The sequence below is a fragment of the Paraburkholderia fungorum genome (assembly GCF_046026025.1).
In the GTDB taxonomy this organism is placed as follows: Bacteria; Pseudomonadota; Gammaproteobacteria; order Burkholderiales; family Burkholderiaceae; genus Paraburkholderia; species Paraburkholderia fungorum_E.
Genome location: NZ_JAQQFL010000053.1, coordinates 15,905 through 31,722, shown reverse-complemented (window position 1 = coordinate 31,722; position 15,818 = coordinate 15,905). Strand labels below are relative to the sequence as shown.

Here is a 15,818-nt window from a genome sequence, read left to right as displayed (position 1 = left end):
GCGTGAGCCCCTTTCTAGACGATGGCGGCGGCGGATTTCTCGCGCCGCGCGAGCGCGACGAGCGAGGCGACCGCGCAGGACGCGAGCCGCGTGATCACAGAATCGGCGCGGCTGGTGAGGATGATGGGCACCTTCGCACCCAGCACGATGCCGGCGGCATCCGCGCCGGCGAGAAACGACAGGCTCTTGGCGAGCAGATTGCCGGCTTCGAGGTCCGGTACGACCAGCACATTGGCATGGCCGGCCACGGGCGACGAGATGCCTTTGATCTTCGCGGCTTCTTCGCTGATTGCATTGTCGAGAGCGAGCGGGCCGTCGAGAATGCCCCCCGTGATCTGCTGGCGGTCGGCCATTTTGCACAGCGCGGCGGCGTCGAGCGTGGACGGCACTTTGGAGTTCACGGTTTCCATGGCGGAGAGGATTGCCACTCTCGCGGCCGGAAAACGCAATGCGTGTGCGAGGTCGATGGCGTTCTGGACGATATCGCGCTTCTCGTCGAGCGTCGGTGCGATGTTCACGGCCGCGTCGGTGATGATCAAGGCATCCGCGCGGCCGGGCACGTCCATCACGAAGCAATGGCTGACGCGCCGCTCGGTGCGCAGTCCCGTGCCTCGCGCGACGACCGCGGCCATCAGTTCGTCCGTGTGCAGCGAGCCTTTCATCAGTGCTTCCGCCTTGCCTTCATGCACGAGTTGCACGGCGATCTCCGCCGCCGCATGACTGTGCGGCACGTCGACGATGGGCAGATCGCCGAGCTCGAGCTTGCCTTCTCGCGCGACTGTCTCGAGCTTGGCGCGCGGCGCCACGAGTATCGGCGCAATCAGCCCGAGGCGGGCGGCTTCGATCACCGAGGACAAGGAATCGTGATCGCATGGGTGGGCGACGGCGGTTGGCAATGGCGGCAGCGTTGTGGCGAAAGCGACCAGCCGCTCGTATTTCTCGCGTTTATGCTCCATCTTCTGTGCCTCCGATTAGCTGGGTTGCGGGTTTTGGCGGCGAACAACCATCGGGCACTCGCGTTCATGCCAGATAAGATCAACGATCAATAGGGCGGCGAAATGACATTGCGACAAAAGTATCAGGCGATCTCTCGCGGCAGAAGAATCGTTGATTAAGCGCTGTTATGCGCGGTGCCGCACTGCATCGCCCCGGTGCAGTTTAGGCTGTGATGATGGGTCTGGCAATTGGAATCGGAATGCCCTCGATCATGCATCAGTAATCGATGCAGTTGAGCCGGGTACGCTATCTTGCACGAGGACTCGGGCGAAATTTTTCTTGCCACACTGAGGTCGGTGATATGAGGAGTACGATGCATATTGATTAAAACTGACATCGTCAGGCCGACATGGTGCGCGCTCTGTTCCGCGTGCGACTTCATCGACACATCGTCGCTTGCAACAGGGAATTTCCCCTCGAGGTTTGCGCCCCGAACATGACCAAAATCTGCGAATGACATCGCCCGGGTTATCCACAGAAAATGTTCATATCCTTGTGGACAAGTCCTGGCCAAAGCTGCCAAGTGATTGAACGCAGGGCGTTTTCCGCAGAAGTGCGGCGAGCACGCTGATCCAGGCAAAACCCGAAAAAACCAGGCAGAACCAGGCAAACTCAGGCAAACCGCTGCTCATTCCACCGGAGAGGCCAACAGCGACACCGGCACGCCGTGGCAACTCACTCTGGCCACGAGCGCCGCGGCGAGACCGGCGCTGGTTTTGGCGTGAGCATCGAATGACGACGCTTCTTTGTCGACCCGCAGAATATTGATCGGCCACGATGCCCGGGAGAGCCGCTCGTGTGCGAAAGCGCCGACCCACAGCGGGGCGGTCGACGCACCGTTATCCACGGTATAGCCGCTCGGCCAGAAGCGCAGGACGTCGCGTTCGTCGCGCGCGCTGCCGGGACGCATGAAGACCAGCGACGAGGGCACACCGTTGTTCAGCTTCGGCAAGACCGGCAACGATACCGCCGCCACGTTCGGTGAGGCGAGCGAGAGCAGGCTGTGCGCTGACAGGTCGGTGCCTTCCACCCATCCCTGCGCGCGCAGTTGTCCCCTGATTGAATCGAGGTTCGACACCCATTGCAACGTGAGCGGCTCCTTGCGATCGCCGCCCATATCGGAGCGATAGCATGGCAGCGTCTTCCACACCGACTGCGTCCACTGCGCCTGCGTCACCAGCACGGGCGGCGGGCGCAGCGTGTTGTCCGGGGGCGGCACGGGCGGATTGACGCTCAGTTGCACGCCCACGCTCACCAGCATCACCACCAGAACCAGGACCGGCATGAAGCCGCGTGAGGGCGGCACCTCGGGATGCCGCAACATCGCGGTCAGCGCGACGATAGCCACCCAGATGTACGCGAGCGCGGCGCCGCCGATCGCATCGGAGACCCAGTATCGGCCGAAGTAAAGTCCCGCCAGCGCGACCACGAACACGACGACCGTACTCACGGTCGCCACGAACAGGCCTTCCAGCATGCCGACCCGTCGCGCGAGCAGGAACGCCAGGAACCCGTAGACGATCACCGTCGCGGCGACGTGGTTGCTTGGAAACACGTAGGCGTCGGACAGCAGTTCATTGGGCGGCGCGCGGTGCATGGCGAACTGCAGGGCGAGGATCAGTAGTTGTGAAAACACCACCGCGGCGAGCCAGTAACCGATGGTGCGCCAACGCCGCTCCACCAGCATCCACACCACCACCGTCGCGACCAGCGCAGTCAGCGTGAAGACGCTGCCGAGCGTGGCGAGCCCGGCAAGGACGGTGTCGCTCCAGGGCGTGCGCACCGATTGAAGGAAGTGATAGACGGAAAGATCGACGCCGACCAGCGGGTCGCCGCTGATGACGTCTTCGAGAACGCCGAAGAAAAGCGCGCCCGAGGCCAGCACGATCAGCGAAGTCACGATGACGCTGCTGGCATCCGGTTGTTCGGGGTCCAGCAGTCGCCGCGCGAGCCGGCCGAACGGGCCAGGGTGGCGGCACGCCCAGCTTCCCAGATAGCGGCCCGCCGCGCTCGACCACGCGCTGGCATGCGCGAGCAGGAACCCCATCGCGCGAAAGCTCAGCCAGACGATAGCCACCAGCAACGCGATGACGACGACGAGGCGGAACGACACCGCGCCGGCAAGCAATATCGAGGCGCCGAATACCACGCCCGGCAGGATATGCGCGGGAGCCCACAACAGCGCCGACAGCACGTTCATTGCGTAGAAGCGCGCCGGTGTCATGCCCAGCATGCCCGCCACCACGGGTACGATCGCCCGCAATGGTCCGATGAAGCGGGCAAACACGACGCTTTTGGCGCCGTGCTTCTGGAAGTAGCGGTGGCCGGCCTCGAGTACCTGTGGATGGGTGCGGAACGGCCAGAGCTGGACGATGCTGGCCTTATAGCGCGTGCCGATCCAGAAGCTCATGCCGTCCCCGGCAATGGCGCCGGCAATCGCCGACAGGAACACCCAGCCGATCCCCAGTGAACCGGTGCCGACCAGCGCACCGGCGAGAAACATGGCCGTGCTGCCCGGGACGAAGGTGCCGATGACCGCGATGGCTTCCAGAAAGGCTGCAAGGAAGATGACCGTGAGTGTCCATGCCGGATGGCCGGCAAGCAGATGCAAAAGGTGGATGTAGGCGTGCTCCATCGTGCGCGATCAGCCGTTCTGGACTAACGGTTGATCATAACGCGCGCGACGTTTCCCTACATTCTTGCAGACAGGCGGCCGGTGAAATACCGGCCGCAAGACCTCACGACGCTGTCAGCGAATCGCCGGATACGCGAACCCGTTCGCCGATCTGGACGTCCGGTTGAGTCGGGTAACTGAAGTTGCGATAGCTGCCGTCCTGCATGCGCACCTGGACCTGATAGGTGGTCTGCTTGCGCACCGCGTGCTCGATGCCGTTGCCGGCGAGGCCCCCGCCGACAACGCCCGCGATGGTGGTGAGAATCTTGCCGCGTCCGCCGCCGATCTGGTTGCCGACGAGCCCGCCCGCGACCGCGCCGCCCAGTGCGCCGAGGCCGGTGGTCGGCTCAGGCGCCTGAACCGTATTGATGGCGACGACTTCGCCCGCATAAGGGTCGGCGACCGGCCTTGCCGGCGCGGATTGATACGGTGCCTGGTAGCCCTGATTGTTTGCGTACCTCGGCGCGTCCGCAGCGGGCGCGCTGTGCGTGTGATGGACGCGCGGACGTGCTGGTGCGGCCTGCTGGACGGTTTGCTGGGCCGGCTGCTGAACCGGTTGCTGAAGCTGGGGCGATTGGGGCGCGGCAACCGGTGCGCTCGCGACTTGCGCCGCGATCGCGGCGACGGGCTGCGCGGGCTCCGTTACGGCGTGCGAGGTCGGCAGAAGGCCGGTCATCGCCGCGACGCCGGTGGCGCTCGCAAGAATGACGGCCACGGCTGCGCCGGCGATGAGGGGGTGAATGCGATTGCGTTGCGGATTGCTGGGGGTGAGGTTGGTGTTCATTGCGGGCTCCGCGGGTAGATGCCTGCAATAACGCCGCAGCAGCGCCGCCGGTGTACGCCAATCGCATGCTGCTTTGTAAGCATTTGTACAACTTGCCGACGAGACTGGGGCCGCTCAGATCTCGTCGGTGAATTCGTCGAGGAAGCGCTGCAGACGGTCATGGCGAATACTTGCCAGGCGCGCGCCGGTCGCCGTCTGAAAACCGGATGCCAGTTTCAACAGCTTCGTGTGGAAATGGTCGAGCGTGTACGCCGTGTCGTCCAGAGGACGCGCTGTCGCGTGCGGGTCGGCTGGGTCGTATAAGGCACGTCCCATCCGGCCGGCCACGTAAAAGCAGCGCGCGACACCCAGCATTCCGATCGCGTCGAGCCGGTCGGCGTCCTGCAGCGTTTTTGCTTCCAGCGTGGTTGGCGCGACGCCGGCTGAAAAGCTATGCGCCTCGACCGCGTGCGCCGCGGCCTGAACTTTTGCGTCCGGCCAGCCGAGCGACGTCAGGACGCGCGCGGCTTTTTCGGCTGACAGGCGCGAAGCCTGGGCGCGCAGCGGCGAATTCTTCTCTACCGCGACGCAGTCATGCAGCAGCGTCGACGCGAACAGTACCTGTGCATCGCCGCCTTCTTCCGCATGGATGGCGGCTGCATTCTTCCAGACGCGCTGCAGGTGCGAGGTGTCATGCGAGCCGTCGCCGTTGTCGTCGTATGCATGGGGCAACAGGATCGAAGCCAGTTCCTGAAAGGGGGTGAAGGCGGGTTTCGTCATGGTGTCGGGCGAGAAAAAAGAGCCGGGGATTATCGCCGATCGTCGATCAATCCCTGAATTTCGGCGATGAACAAACGTGCTCGGCGGCCGGTCTTACTGTTTGACCGGGTTCGTTCTCAAGCATCGTCGCCTGGTGCGAGGCGTTCGGCCGGGCAATTTGACGGCGTCACGGAGCGGGTTATGAAAATCGCAACAAAGAGTGTTCTAACGTCGGTGTTGGTGATGGGGCTGATGAGCGTGGCCTATGCACAGTCGACCAACCTCGGCGCCAATGGGGCGGGCGGTTTGCAGGCAGGCGGCGCCAACGGCGCGGGGCAGGGGACGAGTTCGGGGACCGGCACGCCAGGCACGAACCCAACGCCGGGCCTGGGTACGGTGGGTAGTCCCCCCGCGATTGGCGGGGCGGGGAACGTGGGGTCGGGTCCGGTGCTCAACAACATGCGGGCGAACGGTACCAGTCTGAATATGAGCCCGGATCCGCGGGCGCCGAATGTGACGGGAAGAGCGTTCGGGCAGTAATCGTCACTCAGCTCGAACCAGTTGCACAACGATGCGCTTGGCCGACGCGAGATGGTCCACCGTCATCGATCGCGCAAGGCGGGCGTTACCGGCCTCGCATGCTTCGAGAATCTTGAGATGCTCGTCCTGGAACGCTTGAGTGTCGGCGAGCAAGGTGCCTTGCAAACGTTCGTAGCGTTCCACCTGAGCGCGCAATTCGCGGATCGCCTTCAACTGCCGGCCGTTGGCACAAGGGCGGTACAGCAACTCATGAAACTCGCGATTCAGTTCGCCCTGTCGTTGCGCGGTATCGGCGTCTCCCAGAAGCCGATGAACGAGTTCGGCGCGCGATAACGTCTCGCTATCCATGCGTTTGACCGCGTGGAAGACGGCGTCTCCCTCGAGCAACATACGCAGGCCGTAGATCTCGTCCACGTCGGACTCCGTCAGGGTTCGCACGACGGCGCCGCGATTGCGCATCAGCTCGACCAGACCTTCGCCCTCGAGCTTTTGTATGGCCTCTCGCATCGGTACCCGGCTCACCCCGAATCGATCGGCGAGTTCGCGCTCGACCAGCCGTGCGCCGTCCTCCAGTTCGCCGGCCGCAATAAGTTCGCGCAGTGAGGCGGCAATGGCGTCGGCGGTCGAATCCAGTTTGTGTTCCATGTGCGGCGAGTCCTTGTCATTTGGAATAATGGTATACCAAATTGACTGCGCACAGATAGAATGCCTGTGTTGCGAATTCAGTTTCGGGTCAACAACAAGGAGAGTGACATGGCGTACGGCGAGCATAAATACGCGGTATCGGTGCAGTGGACAGGCAACCGCGGCAGCGGCACCTCGGGATACCGTGAATATGGACGGGACCACATCATCGCTGCGGGGAACAAGCCCGACATTCCCGGATCATCAGACGCGGCGTTTCTCGGCGACGCGAAGCGGTGGAATCCGGAAGATCTGCTGGTCGCCTCGGCGTCTGCCTGCCACAAGCTCTGGTATCTGCATCTTTGCTCGGACGCGGGCATCGTCGTTCTGAGCTATCGCGACAATGCCGAAGGCACGATGCTCGATAGTCCGGAACAGGGGCGTTTTTCGCAGATCGTGTTGCGCCCGCAGGTCGTTATCCAGGCCGGTGGCGATCTCGAACTCGCGGGGCACTTGCATCATGTGGCGCATGAGAAGTGCTATGTCGCGAACTCGGTCAACTTTCCGATTCTGTGCGAGCCGGACATTACGAGCGATGGGGCGTGACAGATGGCGGGATCTTGACCGGTATCTGGTAGAGGGTGGGGCAAGCGCAACGCACTGATCAGGTAAGGCAGTACAGTGCGGGGCGCGTGGGGGTTTGCGGCATTCCACATCCAGGACGTCAATACGCAACTAACGGTCAAGTCCGCTTTACGACCCCGAATAACGCGATGGCCGCCTCGATGGAACTGAAGACCGTCACCGCTCGCGTCCTACGCCGCGGCTACGCAGTGAATAGACCCGCTATGCCACTCAGCGATTGCCGTCAAGCAGATCGCCGAGCAATTCGTCGAATGCGGCTTGGGCGTCTTCAAGTTCCTGCAACGCGGCGTCGAACGTTTGCAGCGCGAACTGCGAAGGCTGGCCGCTGCCGGCCGGCGGGAATTGCGATTGTAGCGACGCGAAGGCCGCCTGCACCCGTGTGGTGGCGGTCAATACGCGCGCCATCGCGGCGGTTTCTTCGGCTCTCGCCTTTTCGTGATCCATGAGAACTCCGTACTCGTCTGGTCGGCTCGCGCCATATCAAATGGGTGACTATGCCATGTCCGCGTTCAGGACAGCGGCAACCCGCCGTTCGCCTTGACTTCCCGTAGCGACAGGGCTGATTCCACCGACGTCACGCCCGGCAGGCTGCGCATCTCGTCGCGCATGAACGTGCCGTAATCGTCGAGATCGCGCGCAACCACCTGCAGGATGTAATCGGCGCTGCCCGACACGTTGTGGCACGCCAGAATTCGCGGCATGGCCTGCACCTCGCGTTCGAAACGGGTAGCCACCGCGCGGTCGTGCACGGCAAAACGCACGTAGACGAACGCGACCACGCCGAGGCCGAGTGCGGAGCGCGACAGCATCGCGCGGTACTGGTCGATATAACCCTCGGTTTCGAGGCGCTTGAGGCGGCGAGCGCAAGGCGTCTCGCTCAGGCCGACCATCTCTGCCAGCCGTGCATTCGACATGCGGCCGTCGTTCTGCAGCGCGGCGAGGATCGCGCGGTCGGTCTTGTCGAGATCAGTTGTCATGGTTTTGGGGCGTTTGCAGTGCGTTGGCGGAAAACGTGATGCGGGAGGAATATATTAGCGTATTCCTCCAAAATTGAAGCTCGTTCCCCTGTATTTCGCCAGTAAACCCTCCGTCGACAGTAGCAAGATAGAGCCCTTAAAAACAAGAGGCTTTTATGATTTCCGCACACCTTCTGATCGTCTATATCGCTGCGTTGTTTGTGGTCTACGCGGTGCCTGGACCCGACATGGCACTGATTCTGCAGACCAGTATCGGACGTGGCGTGCGCAGCGGCTTCGCGGCGGCCGGTGGCCTGGGTTTGGCGAGGGCAACGCACGTCACGCTGTCGGCATGTGGGGTGGCGGCGCTGTTGCGCAGTGCGCCCTGGTTGTATGACGTGGTGCGCTACGGCGGCGCGGTTTATCTCGCGTGGGTCGGCGTCCAGATCTTCCGTTCACCCGTATTCGCGTTGCCTGAAGGCGGCGCGGCGGGCGGCGAATCGCAGCCGTTGCGTGCTGCGTTCGTGAAGGGCCTGCTGACCAATCTGTTGAACCCGAAAGCGCTGCTGTTCTGCTCGGTGCTCCTGCCGCAGTTCGTGCGCCCGGAAGCCGGGCCGGTTGCGCTGCAGATGGTCGAGCTGGGTTTGGTGCTGCTCGCGATCGGCGTGTGCTTCGACGCCATGTATGCGATCGGCGCGGCGCGCATCGCCGGTTGGATGCGGGCCCATCCTCTCGCGCAAACACTGCAGCGCTGGACTTTCTCGGCAGCGTTGATCGGCTTTGCATTGCGGCTTTCGCTGGATTGACTGCGGAACTTGCAGACGTCGATGCGGGGTGGCGCGACGTTCATGATCGGTAGCGAAAGGGGCGGGATGCGGCGGCTGTCGTACGTGCAATCGCGCGGGCAAAGTGGTTGTGTCAATAAAACCGATAAACTGCCGCGCACAGTCGTGCACAGTCGCGCGTCAACACAACTACTCGCTTCAACCCGTCGATGAAAACGTTTCTGCTTTATGCCGTGACCGCCATTGCCGAAATCGTTGGCTGCTATTTGCCCTGGCGTTGGCTGAAGGAGGGCGGCTCCATCTGGCTGCTGGTTCCCGGCGCGCTGAGTCTCGCCTTGTTCGCCTGGCTGCTGACGCTGCACGGCACCGCCGCAGGCCGCGTGTATGCGGCTTACGGCGGTGTGTACGTGGCGGTGGCGATCGCGTGGCTATGGTGCGTCGACAAAGTGCGCCCCACGCTGTGGGACGCGGCCGGTGTGGCATTCACACTGGCCGGCATGGCGATCATTGCATTCCAGCCACGCGTTTGACGCGTTTCCTGCGGAGTTCGCACGCGGGTCATATTCAGCTCACGTGTGTGCACGTGCTGCTTATGCGGTAATCGCGTGGCGCTCACGCAATAGCACGGCCGCCCGTGTTATTTGATGCCGCCCAGATAGTCGAGCTTGCCAAGTTCGACACCGTTGTGACGCAGAATGTCGTACGCCGTCGTGACGTGAAAAAAGAAGTTCGGCAACACGAAACCGAGCAGATATGACATGCCCGTGAACTCGATCGGGCCGCTGCGCATTTTCAGCGTGATCGGACGTTCTTCCGAACCGTCGATCTGTTGTGCATTGAATTCCTTCAGATAATCAATCGTCTTTTGAAGGCGGGCATCGAGTTCGTCGAAAGTCTGCTCGACGTCGTCGTACTTCGGCGCTTCGACACCGGCCAGGCGCGCGGCGCAACCCTTCGCCGTGTCGCTGACGATATAGACCTGGCGCACCAGCGGCAGCATGTCCGGCGCCAGCCGGGCGCTCGTGAACACGGACGGGTCGATCTGTTTCTCGGCAGCGTGCGCCTCGGCCTTGCCGAGGATGACCTGCAGGTTGGTCATGCCGCGCACCAGCACGGGCAAGGACGCTTGATACATCGAAATTGACATGGGGTTCCTCTGATTCTTTGATCGTGCGCGCGGGCGGCGCGCGAGGCGCTGCGACGGCTGGATTGCCGCTTCAGCATCATAGCGCGGGTGCTGCGCGATGCGCATTGATCCAACCCGGCGTTGGCCATTCGGACAACTGCCGCGGATGCCGGAACTGTGTTCGAATGCATGGGTCGGACGGTTGGCGAAGTCCTTGAAACAGCAGTCCGCCGCCGGTCGCACGGCGGCGAGTTCGTGCAGGCGCGTGCCGTGCGTGGTGTCCACCTTGCGGCCCGTGCCGTCACGCTAACAGGAGAATCGACACCATGGTCAATAGACAACCGCTGCCGGGAAGCGAGCGAACGGCAGTGCAAGGTTCGACGGTCGTTGGGCAATGCGATCCGGCTGAACGGATCGAGGTTTTCGTGATACTGCGCCGTCAGCGGCAGGCGCAGTTCGACGCACTGATGAGCAAGATCGAGGCGGGCGATCCAGGCGTCAAGCCTCTGTCGCGTGAGGCGTTTGCAAAAGAATACGGCGCCGCGCCGGACGACGTCGCCAAGGTCAAAGCCTTTGCCGTCGCACACGGTTTGACGGTGGTGCGGGAAGATCCGGCCGCGCGCCAGGTGTTGCTGAGTGGCACGATCGCGCAGTTCCAGACCGCGTTCGGCGTCAAACTGGAACATTACCAACATCACACGGCGGGTCAGTTCCGCGGCCGCACGGGTACGATCAGCGTGCCGGACGATCTGCACGGTATCGTGCAAGCCGTGCTCGGGCTCGACAACCGGCCTCAGGCGCGGCCACACTTTCGCATCCGGCCGCCGTTTCAGCCGGCCAAAGGACATCAGGTTTCCTTTACGCCACCGCAGCTTGCGTCGTTGTATCAGTTTCCACAGGGCGACGGCAGCGGCGAATGTGTCGGCATCATCGAACTCGGCGGTGGGTACAGCGCGTCCGACCTCAAGAGTTACTTTGCGAGCCTTGGCGTCGCCTCACCGAAGGTGACAGCGATCGGCGTCGATGAGGGGAGCAATCAGCCGAGCGGCGACCCGAACGGACCCGACGGCGAAGTCACGCTGGATATCGAAATCGTCGGCGCGATTGTGCCGGGCGCGACGATCGCGGTCTATTTCACGCAGAACAGCGACGCCGGTTTCATCGACGCGGTGAGCACCGCCGTGCATGACACGACCAACAAACCCACGGTCATCTCGATCAGTTGGGGCGGCCCTGAGTCGAACTGGACCAGCCAGTCGCTGCAGGCATTCAACAACCTGCTGCAAACGGCGGCGGCCTTGGGTGTGACGGTTTGCGCGGCGTCGGGCGATAGCGGTTCGAGCGACGGTTCGGGCAGCGATCAGGTCGACTTTCCTGCGTCGAGTCCTTACGTGCTGGCGTGCGGCGGTACGAGCCTGACCGCGTCGGGCACCTCGATCTCGCATGAGGCGGTGTGGAACGACGGCGCGCAAGGCGGCGCGAGCGGCGGTGGCGTGAGCCGGGCCTTTCCGGTTCCCGTGTGGCAACAGGGCTTGTCGGTTACTTCATCAAACGGCGCCAAAAAGGCGCTCAGCGGGCGCGGCGTGCCGGACGTGGCCGGCGATGCTTCGCCCGTCACCGGCTATAGCGTACTGATCGATGGCACGCAGACCGTGGTCGGCGGCACCAGTGCGGTTGCGCCGCTGTGGGCGGCGTTGATTGCGCGGATCAACGCGGCGAAAGGGGAACCCGCTGGTTTCATCAACCCGAAGCTGTATAAGGCGCCGGGCGCGTTTAACGACATTACTCAAGGCAACAACGGCAGCTTCGCCGCATCGGCTGGCTGGGATGCGTGCACGGGACTTGGCAGCCCCAATGGTCAGAAGGTGGCGGCCGCACTATAGTCTGAAGACTCGCGGATTGTTTCGGGCGGCGCCTGCCGGATTGTCGGCTCAGGCGCTCGCCGGCTGTTCGCGGTGGTCCCACGGTGCGTAGCGTTCAGGCCGCAAGCGGTACGGCGTACGGTTTCGCGAGATGCTGGCAACGCAGGACACACAAGAGACATCAGGGCAACCAGGACGCATTGAGACGCATCAGGCAAACATCAGCACACACCAAGACACTCAAAGACGTTAACGAACCCATGGAGCGATCATGACGAACCCCGAGTCAGCTTCCGTTAGTCCGCAGTCTTCACACAACACCCATGCTTCGCCCGCAACGGCCGCCGGCGCGTCGCACAAAACAGGCGATCAGCCGTTCTTCGATCCGGTTGCGTATGGCAACGGGCCGGACGACTCCGTCACCGACACCACTGAAGCTGCCGCGATTACGCATCATTCGGCCACCATCGGCGGCCAGAAGATCAATTACACGGCGACGGTGGGCCACCTCGTGATTGTCGACCCGAGCAGCTCGCAGCCCGAAGCCAAAATGTTCTACGTCGCGTTCACGCAGGACAACCAGAAGGAGGAAGCCCGCCCGGTGACTTTCTTCTACAACGGCGGCCCGGGTTCGTCGTCGGTGTTCGTGCTGCTAGGCTCGTTCGCGCCGCGCCGTATCAAGACCTCGATGCCGGGCTTTACGCCGCCCGCGCCGTACGCGATGGAAGACAACCCGGACAGTCTGCTCGACAAGAGCGACCTCGTTTTCATCAATCCGGTCGGCACGGGCTACTCGGCGGCCATTGCGCCGAAGACGAACCGCGCCTTCTGGGGTGTCGACCAGGACGCGGACTCGATCAAACAGTTCATCAAACGCTTTCTCACCAGGAACAATCGCTGGAATTCGCCGAAGTACCTGTACGGCGAGTCTTACGGCACGGCGCGCAGTTGCGTGCTGGCGTACCGGCTGCATGAAGACGGCGTCGATCTGAACGGCATTACGCTGCAATCGTCGATTCTCGACTACACGCAATCCGGCAACCCGGTCGGCGCGTTGCCCACGGCCTCCGCGGATGCGTGGTATCACAAGAAACTCGGGATCGCGCCGCGCCCCACCGACCTCGGCACATTTGCCGAAGAAGTCGCGCAATTCGCGCGCACCGACTATCTGGCGGCACTGCGCAAATTTCCGACCACGGATTCCGCAACCGTCGAAAAACTCAGCGAGTACACCGGGATCGACAAGACCACCTTGCTCGCCTGGAGCCTTGACATTTCGTCGTACGACAGCCGCGGCAATTCGCTGTTCCTGACCACGTTGCTGAAAGCGCAGGGTCTCGCGCTCGGCGAGTACGACGGCCGCGTGACGGCGATCAACACCGGCATTGCGGGCAAGATCGACCCGAATTCGGGCGGCAACGATCCGACCATGACGGCGGTGACCGGCGTCTACACGACGATGTGGAACGTGTATCTGAACGAGCAGTTGAAATACACGTCGAATTCGGCGTTCACGGACCTCAACGATCAGGCATTCCAGTACTGGGACTTTAGCCATATCGATCCGACCGGCGCGCAGAAGGGGCTCGACGCGAAGGGCAACGTCATTCTGTACACAGCGGGCGATCTTGCCGCCGTGATGGCGCTCAACCCCGACCTGAAGGTGTTGTCGGCGAACGGTTTCTTCGATTACGTCACGCCGTTCTATCAGACCGTGCTCGATCTGCAGCAAATGCCGCTGGTTAGTCAGCAGGTCCGGCAGAATCTGTCGGCGCGTTTTTATCCGTCGGGGCATATGGTTTATCTCGACGGCGGCTCGCGCACGGCGCTCAAAGCGGATCTGTCCAGGATGTACGACGCAACCGTGTCCAATACTCAGGCGCTTGGGCGTATCCGCGCCTTGCAGGCTCGGGTGGCGAAACCCGGTTGACGTAGCTTGCCGCCGGTGTCGTGCGTGACCGGCATGCAGGCCGCGGCGTTGTCTTTGTCCTGCGATTCGGCGCTGTCTTGCAACGTGCATTCGCGCAGGGCAAGACAGCGCCGGCAGCCCCTTGTGAGCGCATCGGGACGCATCGTCGCCCGATTGCGCATGTGCGTCTTTTCACGCACGAATATTGAATGTGTTTTAATTAGCCTGCGAATTGAACTATTGCGCGCCGTTACCGGCGCGCCGACGAATGAACGCAGGCATTGCAGACAGGCGTTGCATTACCCATTGCAGCGACGCAACCAGCAGGACATATCAGGCAATCCGGCCGACGCTCATGCGCCGGTGCGGCGCCGCGCGTCCTGCGCGCAAGGTGCGGTTTGCGATTCTGTTCGGCTGCACGGTTGTACTCGCATTGCGCGTCGGTCAAGTCTGGGCTCAGGATGCGGCGATGCTCGATGAGCGCGTCACGCAGGAGTCAATCGGCGAAACGATTTGCCGAGCCGGCTATGCGGACACGGTCGCTCCGCCGTTCGATGAACTGATGGCTCACAAGGATCGCATGCTTGCCGCGCGCGGCATCGATGCCGGCAACGCTCAGGCTTTCGCACTGGACAGGCGTGTGCCCGTCGTGCTTGGCGGTTCGCCGAACGCACCCTCCAATCTCGACCTTCTGCCGTGGGCAGGCCCGCAGGGCGAGCGTCGCAAGGCGCGCGCCGCGGTCATGCTCAAACGCTGCATTTGTGAAGGGAAACTGAGCCTCGCGGAGGCGCAAGCGGCGATTGTCGGGAACTGGTCGGTGGTCTATTCGGGAATTAGCCAGACGTCCTGCGACGTGAGCCGTCTCGACGTCGCGACCGGCGACAGTAACGGCCGGGGCGAAGGTCGCGACAGCGCGCCATGAGGCCGCCTGTCTCCGCTCAGGTTGGCCTGGTTGTTCATTCGTGTGTGTTCAGTCGTGCCGCCAGCCGTGTGCTGCCCCAACTTATTCCCGGAGAATCACTTTGACCCACTCACGCCTTACTGCACTGGCGCTTACTTTCGGCTGCCTGTTCGGCAGCGCTGCAGCGCTTGCCGCCGAACCCGTGCGCTGCGGCAGCGCCGAGTCACTGCTGATTCGCGGTGACGTGCCCGCGGCAATCAGTTTCGACGTGTACCGGCAACTGCGGCCACTGAACGCGCAGCGCGTCGCGCTGTTCCAGGCGGCCGGCGAGGTGAAGCACCTGCCGGACGGTTTGCCGGTGTGTGAAATCGCCGACGATGGCGTTGACGATCCGTCCGCCGTACTGGTTCATGTGCCACAAGGCAAGAATGCGTGGTGGGTGAGTGCGGCCAACGTGCAAGCGGCGGACTGATCCGTACGACCAGTCCGCCTTTTGCCTACGTCCCCCGCAGGATGCCGGCGGCGATGCGTATCGCGGCCCGGTTTTTGCGTCCAGCGTCCGCGTCTGGAGCATGTGCCGGGACTGCATCACTGACTGAACATGTGTTTTGCTGTTTTTACCGCTGCTTATTCAGGTAGAGTGAGCAGGTGCAGTGCGTAGGTACAGTGCATTAACGGGCGTTTTAAAGTCCGTCTTTTATGACACTGTGTCGCATCGCTTTTGTTGTCGATTGTGGCTATCCTGAAAACAGGACGAAATTCGAAGGGGAGATTTAAATGATTGCCTTCTATCTGTCATTGGCTGCTTTGGCTGCGGCCGGCGCTGCATTGATCCGCCAACTCGCGGCGGCTCAGGCGAAACAGCGTGCCGCGCTGCGCCCGGTACGAGTGCATGCCGCGGATCGTAGCGGGCGTCGAGGGTAGACGGCATGAACCTGATCGTGCGCAATATCGCGGAATCGTGCAGCGAGCAGGAAGTGCGGGAATTCCTCAAACGTGAGCTTGGGCATTACGCGAAAAGTGTCGAGGTGGTCGATGTCGGCAAACCCAGCGCTTACGCCACCGTCGAACTGGACGCGGACGTGCCGTATGTGGGTGACGTGATTGCGCGGCAGATTCACGGCAAGCATCTGGGCGGCCTGGCACTGGAGGCGAGCGCCGACCTGTTCAGCGACGACACATCGCCGCCTGGCCACTGAGCGTCTCGCTACCCACGGCGTTTGCCGAACGCTTCGACTGGGGAGAATGCATTGCGGCTGGTGCATTTCTGATGCGCAT

Annotated in this window: 17 protein-coding genes; 9 read left to right on the top strand and 8 right to left on the bottom strand. The window is 62.6% G+C overall.

All coding sequences use genetic code 11. From position 1 onward, the window contains the following. Positions 1-14 precede the first annotated feature (14 nt). The 4 genes from PQR67_RS36175 to PQR67_RS36160 all read right to left on the bottom strand — a co-directional run bounded on the left by PQR67_RS36175 (position 15) and on the right by PQR67_RS36160 (position 5,213). Positions 15-956, bottom strand: a complete 942-nt coding sequence (locus PQR67_RS36175) for a phosphate acetyltransferase (RefSeq protein ID WP_408467591.1) — start codon at positions 954-956, stop codon at positions 15-17. Between the two features lie 668 nt (positions 957-1,624). Continuing rightward, positions 1,625-3,631 (bottom strand): bifunctional DedA family/phosphatase PAP2 family protein, encoded by a 2,007-nt coding sequence (locus PQR67_RS36170; RefSeq protein ID WP_408467590.1) that lies wholly within the window; start codon positions 3,629-3,631, stop codon positions 1,625-1,627. Positions 3,632-3,734: 103 nt separating this feature from the next. After that, positions 3,735-4,454 carry a glycine zipper 2TM domain-containing protein gene (locus tag PQR67_RS36165; RefSeq protein WP_408467589.1) on the bottom strand — a complete coding sequence of 240 codons (720 nt, stop codon included), beginning with the start codon at positions 4,452-4,454 and terminating at the stop codon, positions 3,735-3,737. Between the two features lie 114 nt (positions 4,455-4,568). After that, the gene (locus PQR67_RS36160; RefSeq protein WP_408467588.1) at positions 4,569-5,213 is read right to left on the bottom strand and encodes an HD domain-containing protein; all 645 of its coding nucleotides are present in this window, start codon (positions 5,211-5,213) and stop codon (positions 4,569-4,571) included. A 180-nt stretch (positions 5,214-5,393) separates the two neighbouring features. Here PQR67_RS36160 and PQR67_RS36155 point away from each other — a divergent pair, with 180 nt between their 5' ends. Next, complete coding sequence (locus PQR67_RS36155; protein ID WP_408467587.1) at positions 5,394-5,732, top strand: hypothetical protein; 339 nt, start codon at positions 5,394-5,396, stop codon at positions 5,730-5,732. 3 nt (positions 5,733-5,735) lie between these two features. Here PQR67_RS36155 and PQR67_RS36150 read toward each other — a convergent pair whose 3' ends face one another. After that, complete coding sequence (locus tag PQR67_RS36150) at positions 5,736-6,377, bottom strand: GntR family transcriptional regulator (protein WP_408467586.1); 642 nt, start codon at positions 6,375-6,377, stop codon at positions 5,736-5,738. Between the two features lie 108 nt (positions 6,378-6,485). On the opposite strand from PQR67_RS36150, the gene PQR67_RS36145 reads away from it, so the two are divergent. Beyond that, entirely contained in the window at positions 6,486-6,962 is a 477-nt protein-coding gene (locus PQR67_RS36145; protein WP_408467585.1) for an OsmC family protein, read from the top strand. Positions 6,963-7,211: 249 nt separating this feature from the next. Here the strand turns inward: PQR67_RS36145 and PQR67_RS36140 are convergent, their stop codons facing one another. Together PQR67_RS36140 and PQR67_RS36135 are read right to left on the bottom strand one after the other, a co-directional pair. After that, a complete protein-coding gene (locus PQR67_RS36140; protein ID WP_408467584.1) occupies positions 7,212-7,445 on the bottom strand; it encodes a hypothetical protein in 234 nt (77 codons plus the stop codon). Between the two features lie 65 nt (positions 7,446-7,510). Continuing rightward, entirely contained in the window at positions 7,511-7,978 is a 468-nt protein-coding gene (locus PQR67_RS36135) for an Lrp/AsnC family transcriptional regulator (RefSeq protein ID WP_408467583.1), read from the bottom strand. A 155-nt stretch (positions 7,979-8,133) separates the two neighbouring features. Between PQR67_RS36135 and PQR67_RS36130 the strand changes: the two genes are divergently transcribed. After that, on the top strand, positions 8,134-8,763 hold the full coding sequence (locus PQR67_RS36130) for a LysE family translocator (RefSeq protein WP_408467582.1): 630 nt from the start codon (positions 8,134-8,136) through the stop codon (positions 8,761-8,763). Positions 8,764-8,951: 188 nt separating this feature from the next. Continuing rightward, positions 8,952-9,272: a YnfA family protein gene (locus PQR67_RS36125; protein ID WP_116121219.1), complete on the top strand. Its 321-nt coding sequence runs from the start codon at positions 8,952-8,954 to the stop codon at positions 9,270-9,272. Between the two features lie 107 nt (positions 9,273-9,379). On the opposite strand, the gene PQR67_RS36120 is transcribed toward PQR67_RS36125, so the two are convergent. Next, positions 9,380-9,889 carry a DUF1993 domain-containing protein gene (locus PQR67_RS36120; protein ID WP_408467581.1) on the bottom strand — a complete coding sequence of 170 codons (510 nt, stop codon included), beginning with the start codon at positions 9,887-9,889 and terminating at the stop codon, positions 9,380-9,382. Between the two features lie 305 nt (positions 9,890-10,194). On the opposite strand from PQR67_RS36120, the gene PQR67_RS36115 reads away from it, so the two are divergent. The 5 genes from PQR67_RS36115 (at position 10,195) to PQR67_RS36095 (ending at position 15,739) form a co-directional block, all read left to right on the top strand. Next, positions 10,195-11,751 carry a S53 family peptidase gene (locus tag PQR67_RS36115; protein WP_408467580.1) on the top strand — a complete coding sequence of 519 codons (1,557 nt, stop codon included), beginning with the start codon at positions 10,195-10,197 and terminating at the stop codon, positions 11,749-11,751. A gap of 250 nt (positions 11,752-12,001) precedes the next feature. Further along, a complete protein-coding gene (locus PQR67_RS36110; protein ID WP_408467579.1) occupies positions 12,002-13,660 on the top strand; it encodes a S10 family peptidase in 1,659 nt (552 codons plus the stop codon). A gap of 247 nt (positions 13,661-13,907) precedes the next feature. Continuing rightward, positions 13,908-14,561, top strand: coding sequence for a hypothetical protein (locus PQR67_RS36105; protein WP_408467578.1), 654 nt, complete (start codon positions 13,908-13,910; stop codon positions 14,559-14,561). Between the two features lie 100 nt (positions 14,562-14,661). Next, positions 14,662-15,012 (top strand): hypothetical protein, encoded by a 351-nt coding sequence (locus PQR67_RS36100; RefSeq protein ID WP_408467577.1) that lies wholly within the window; start codon positions 14,662-14,664, stop codon positions 15,010-15,012. Positions 15,013-15,469: 457 nt separating this feature from the next. Continuing rightward, complete coding sequence (locus PQR67_RS36095) at positions 15,470-15,739, top strand: RNA-binding protein (protein WP_408467576.1); 270 nt, start codon at positions 15,470-15,472, stop codon at positions 15,737-15,739. The last annotated feature ends 79 nt before the right edge of the window (positions 15,740-15,818 follow it).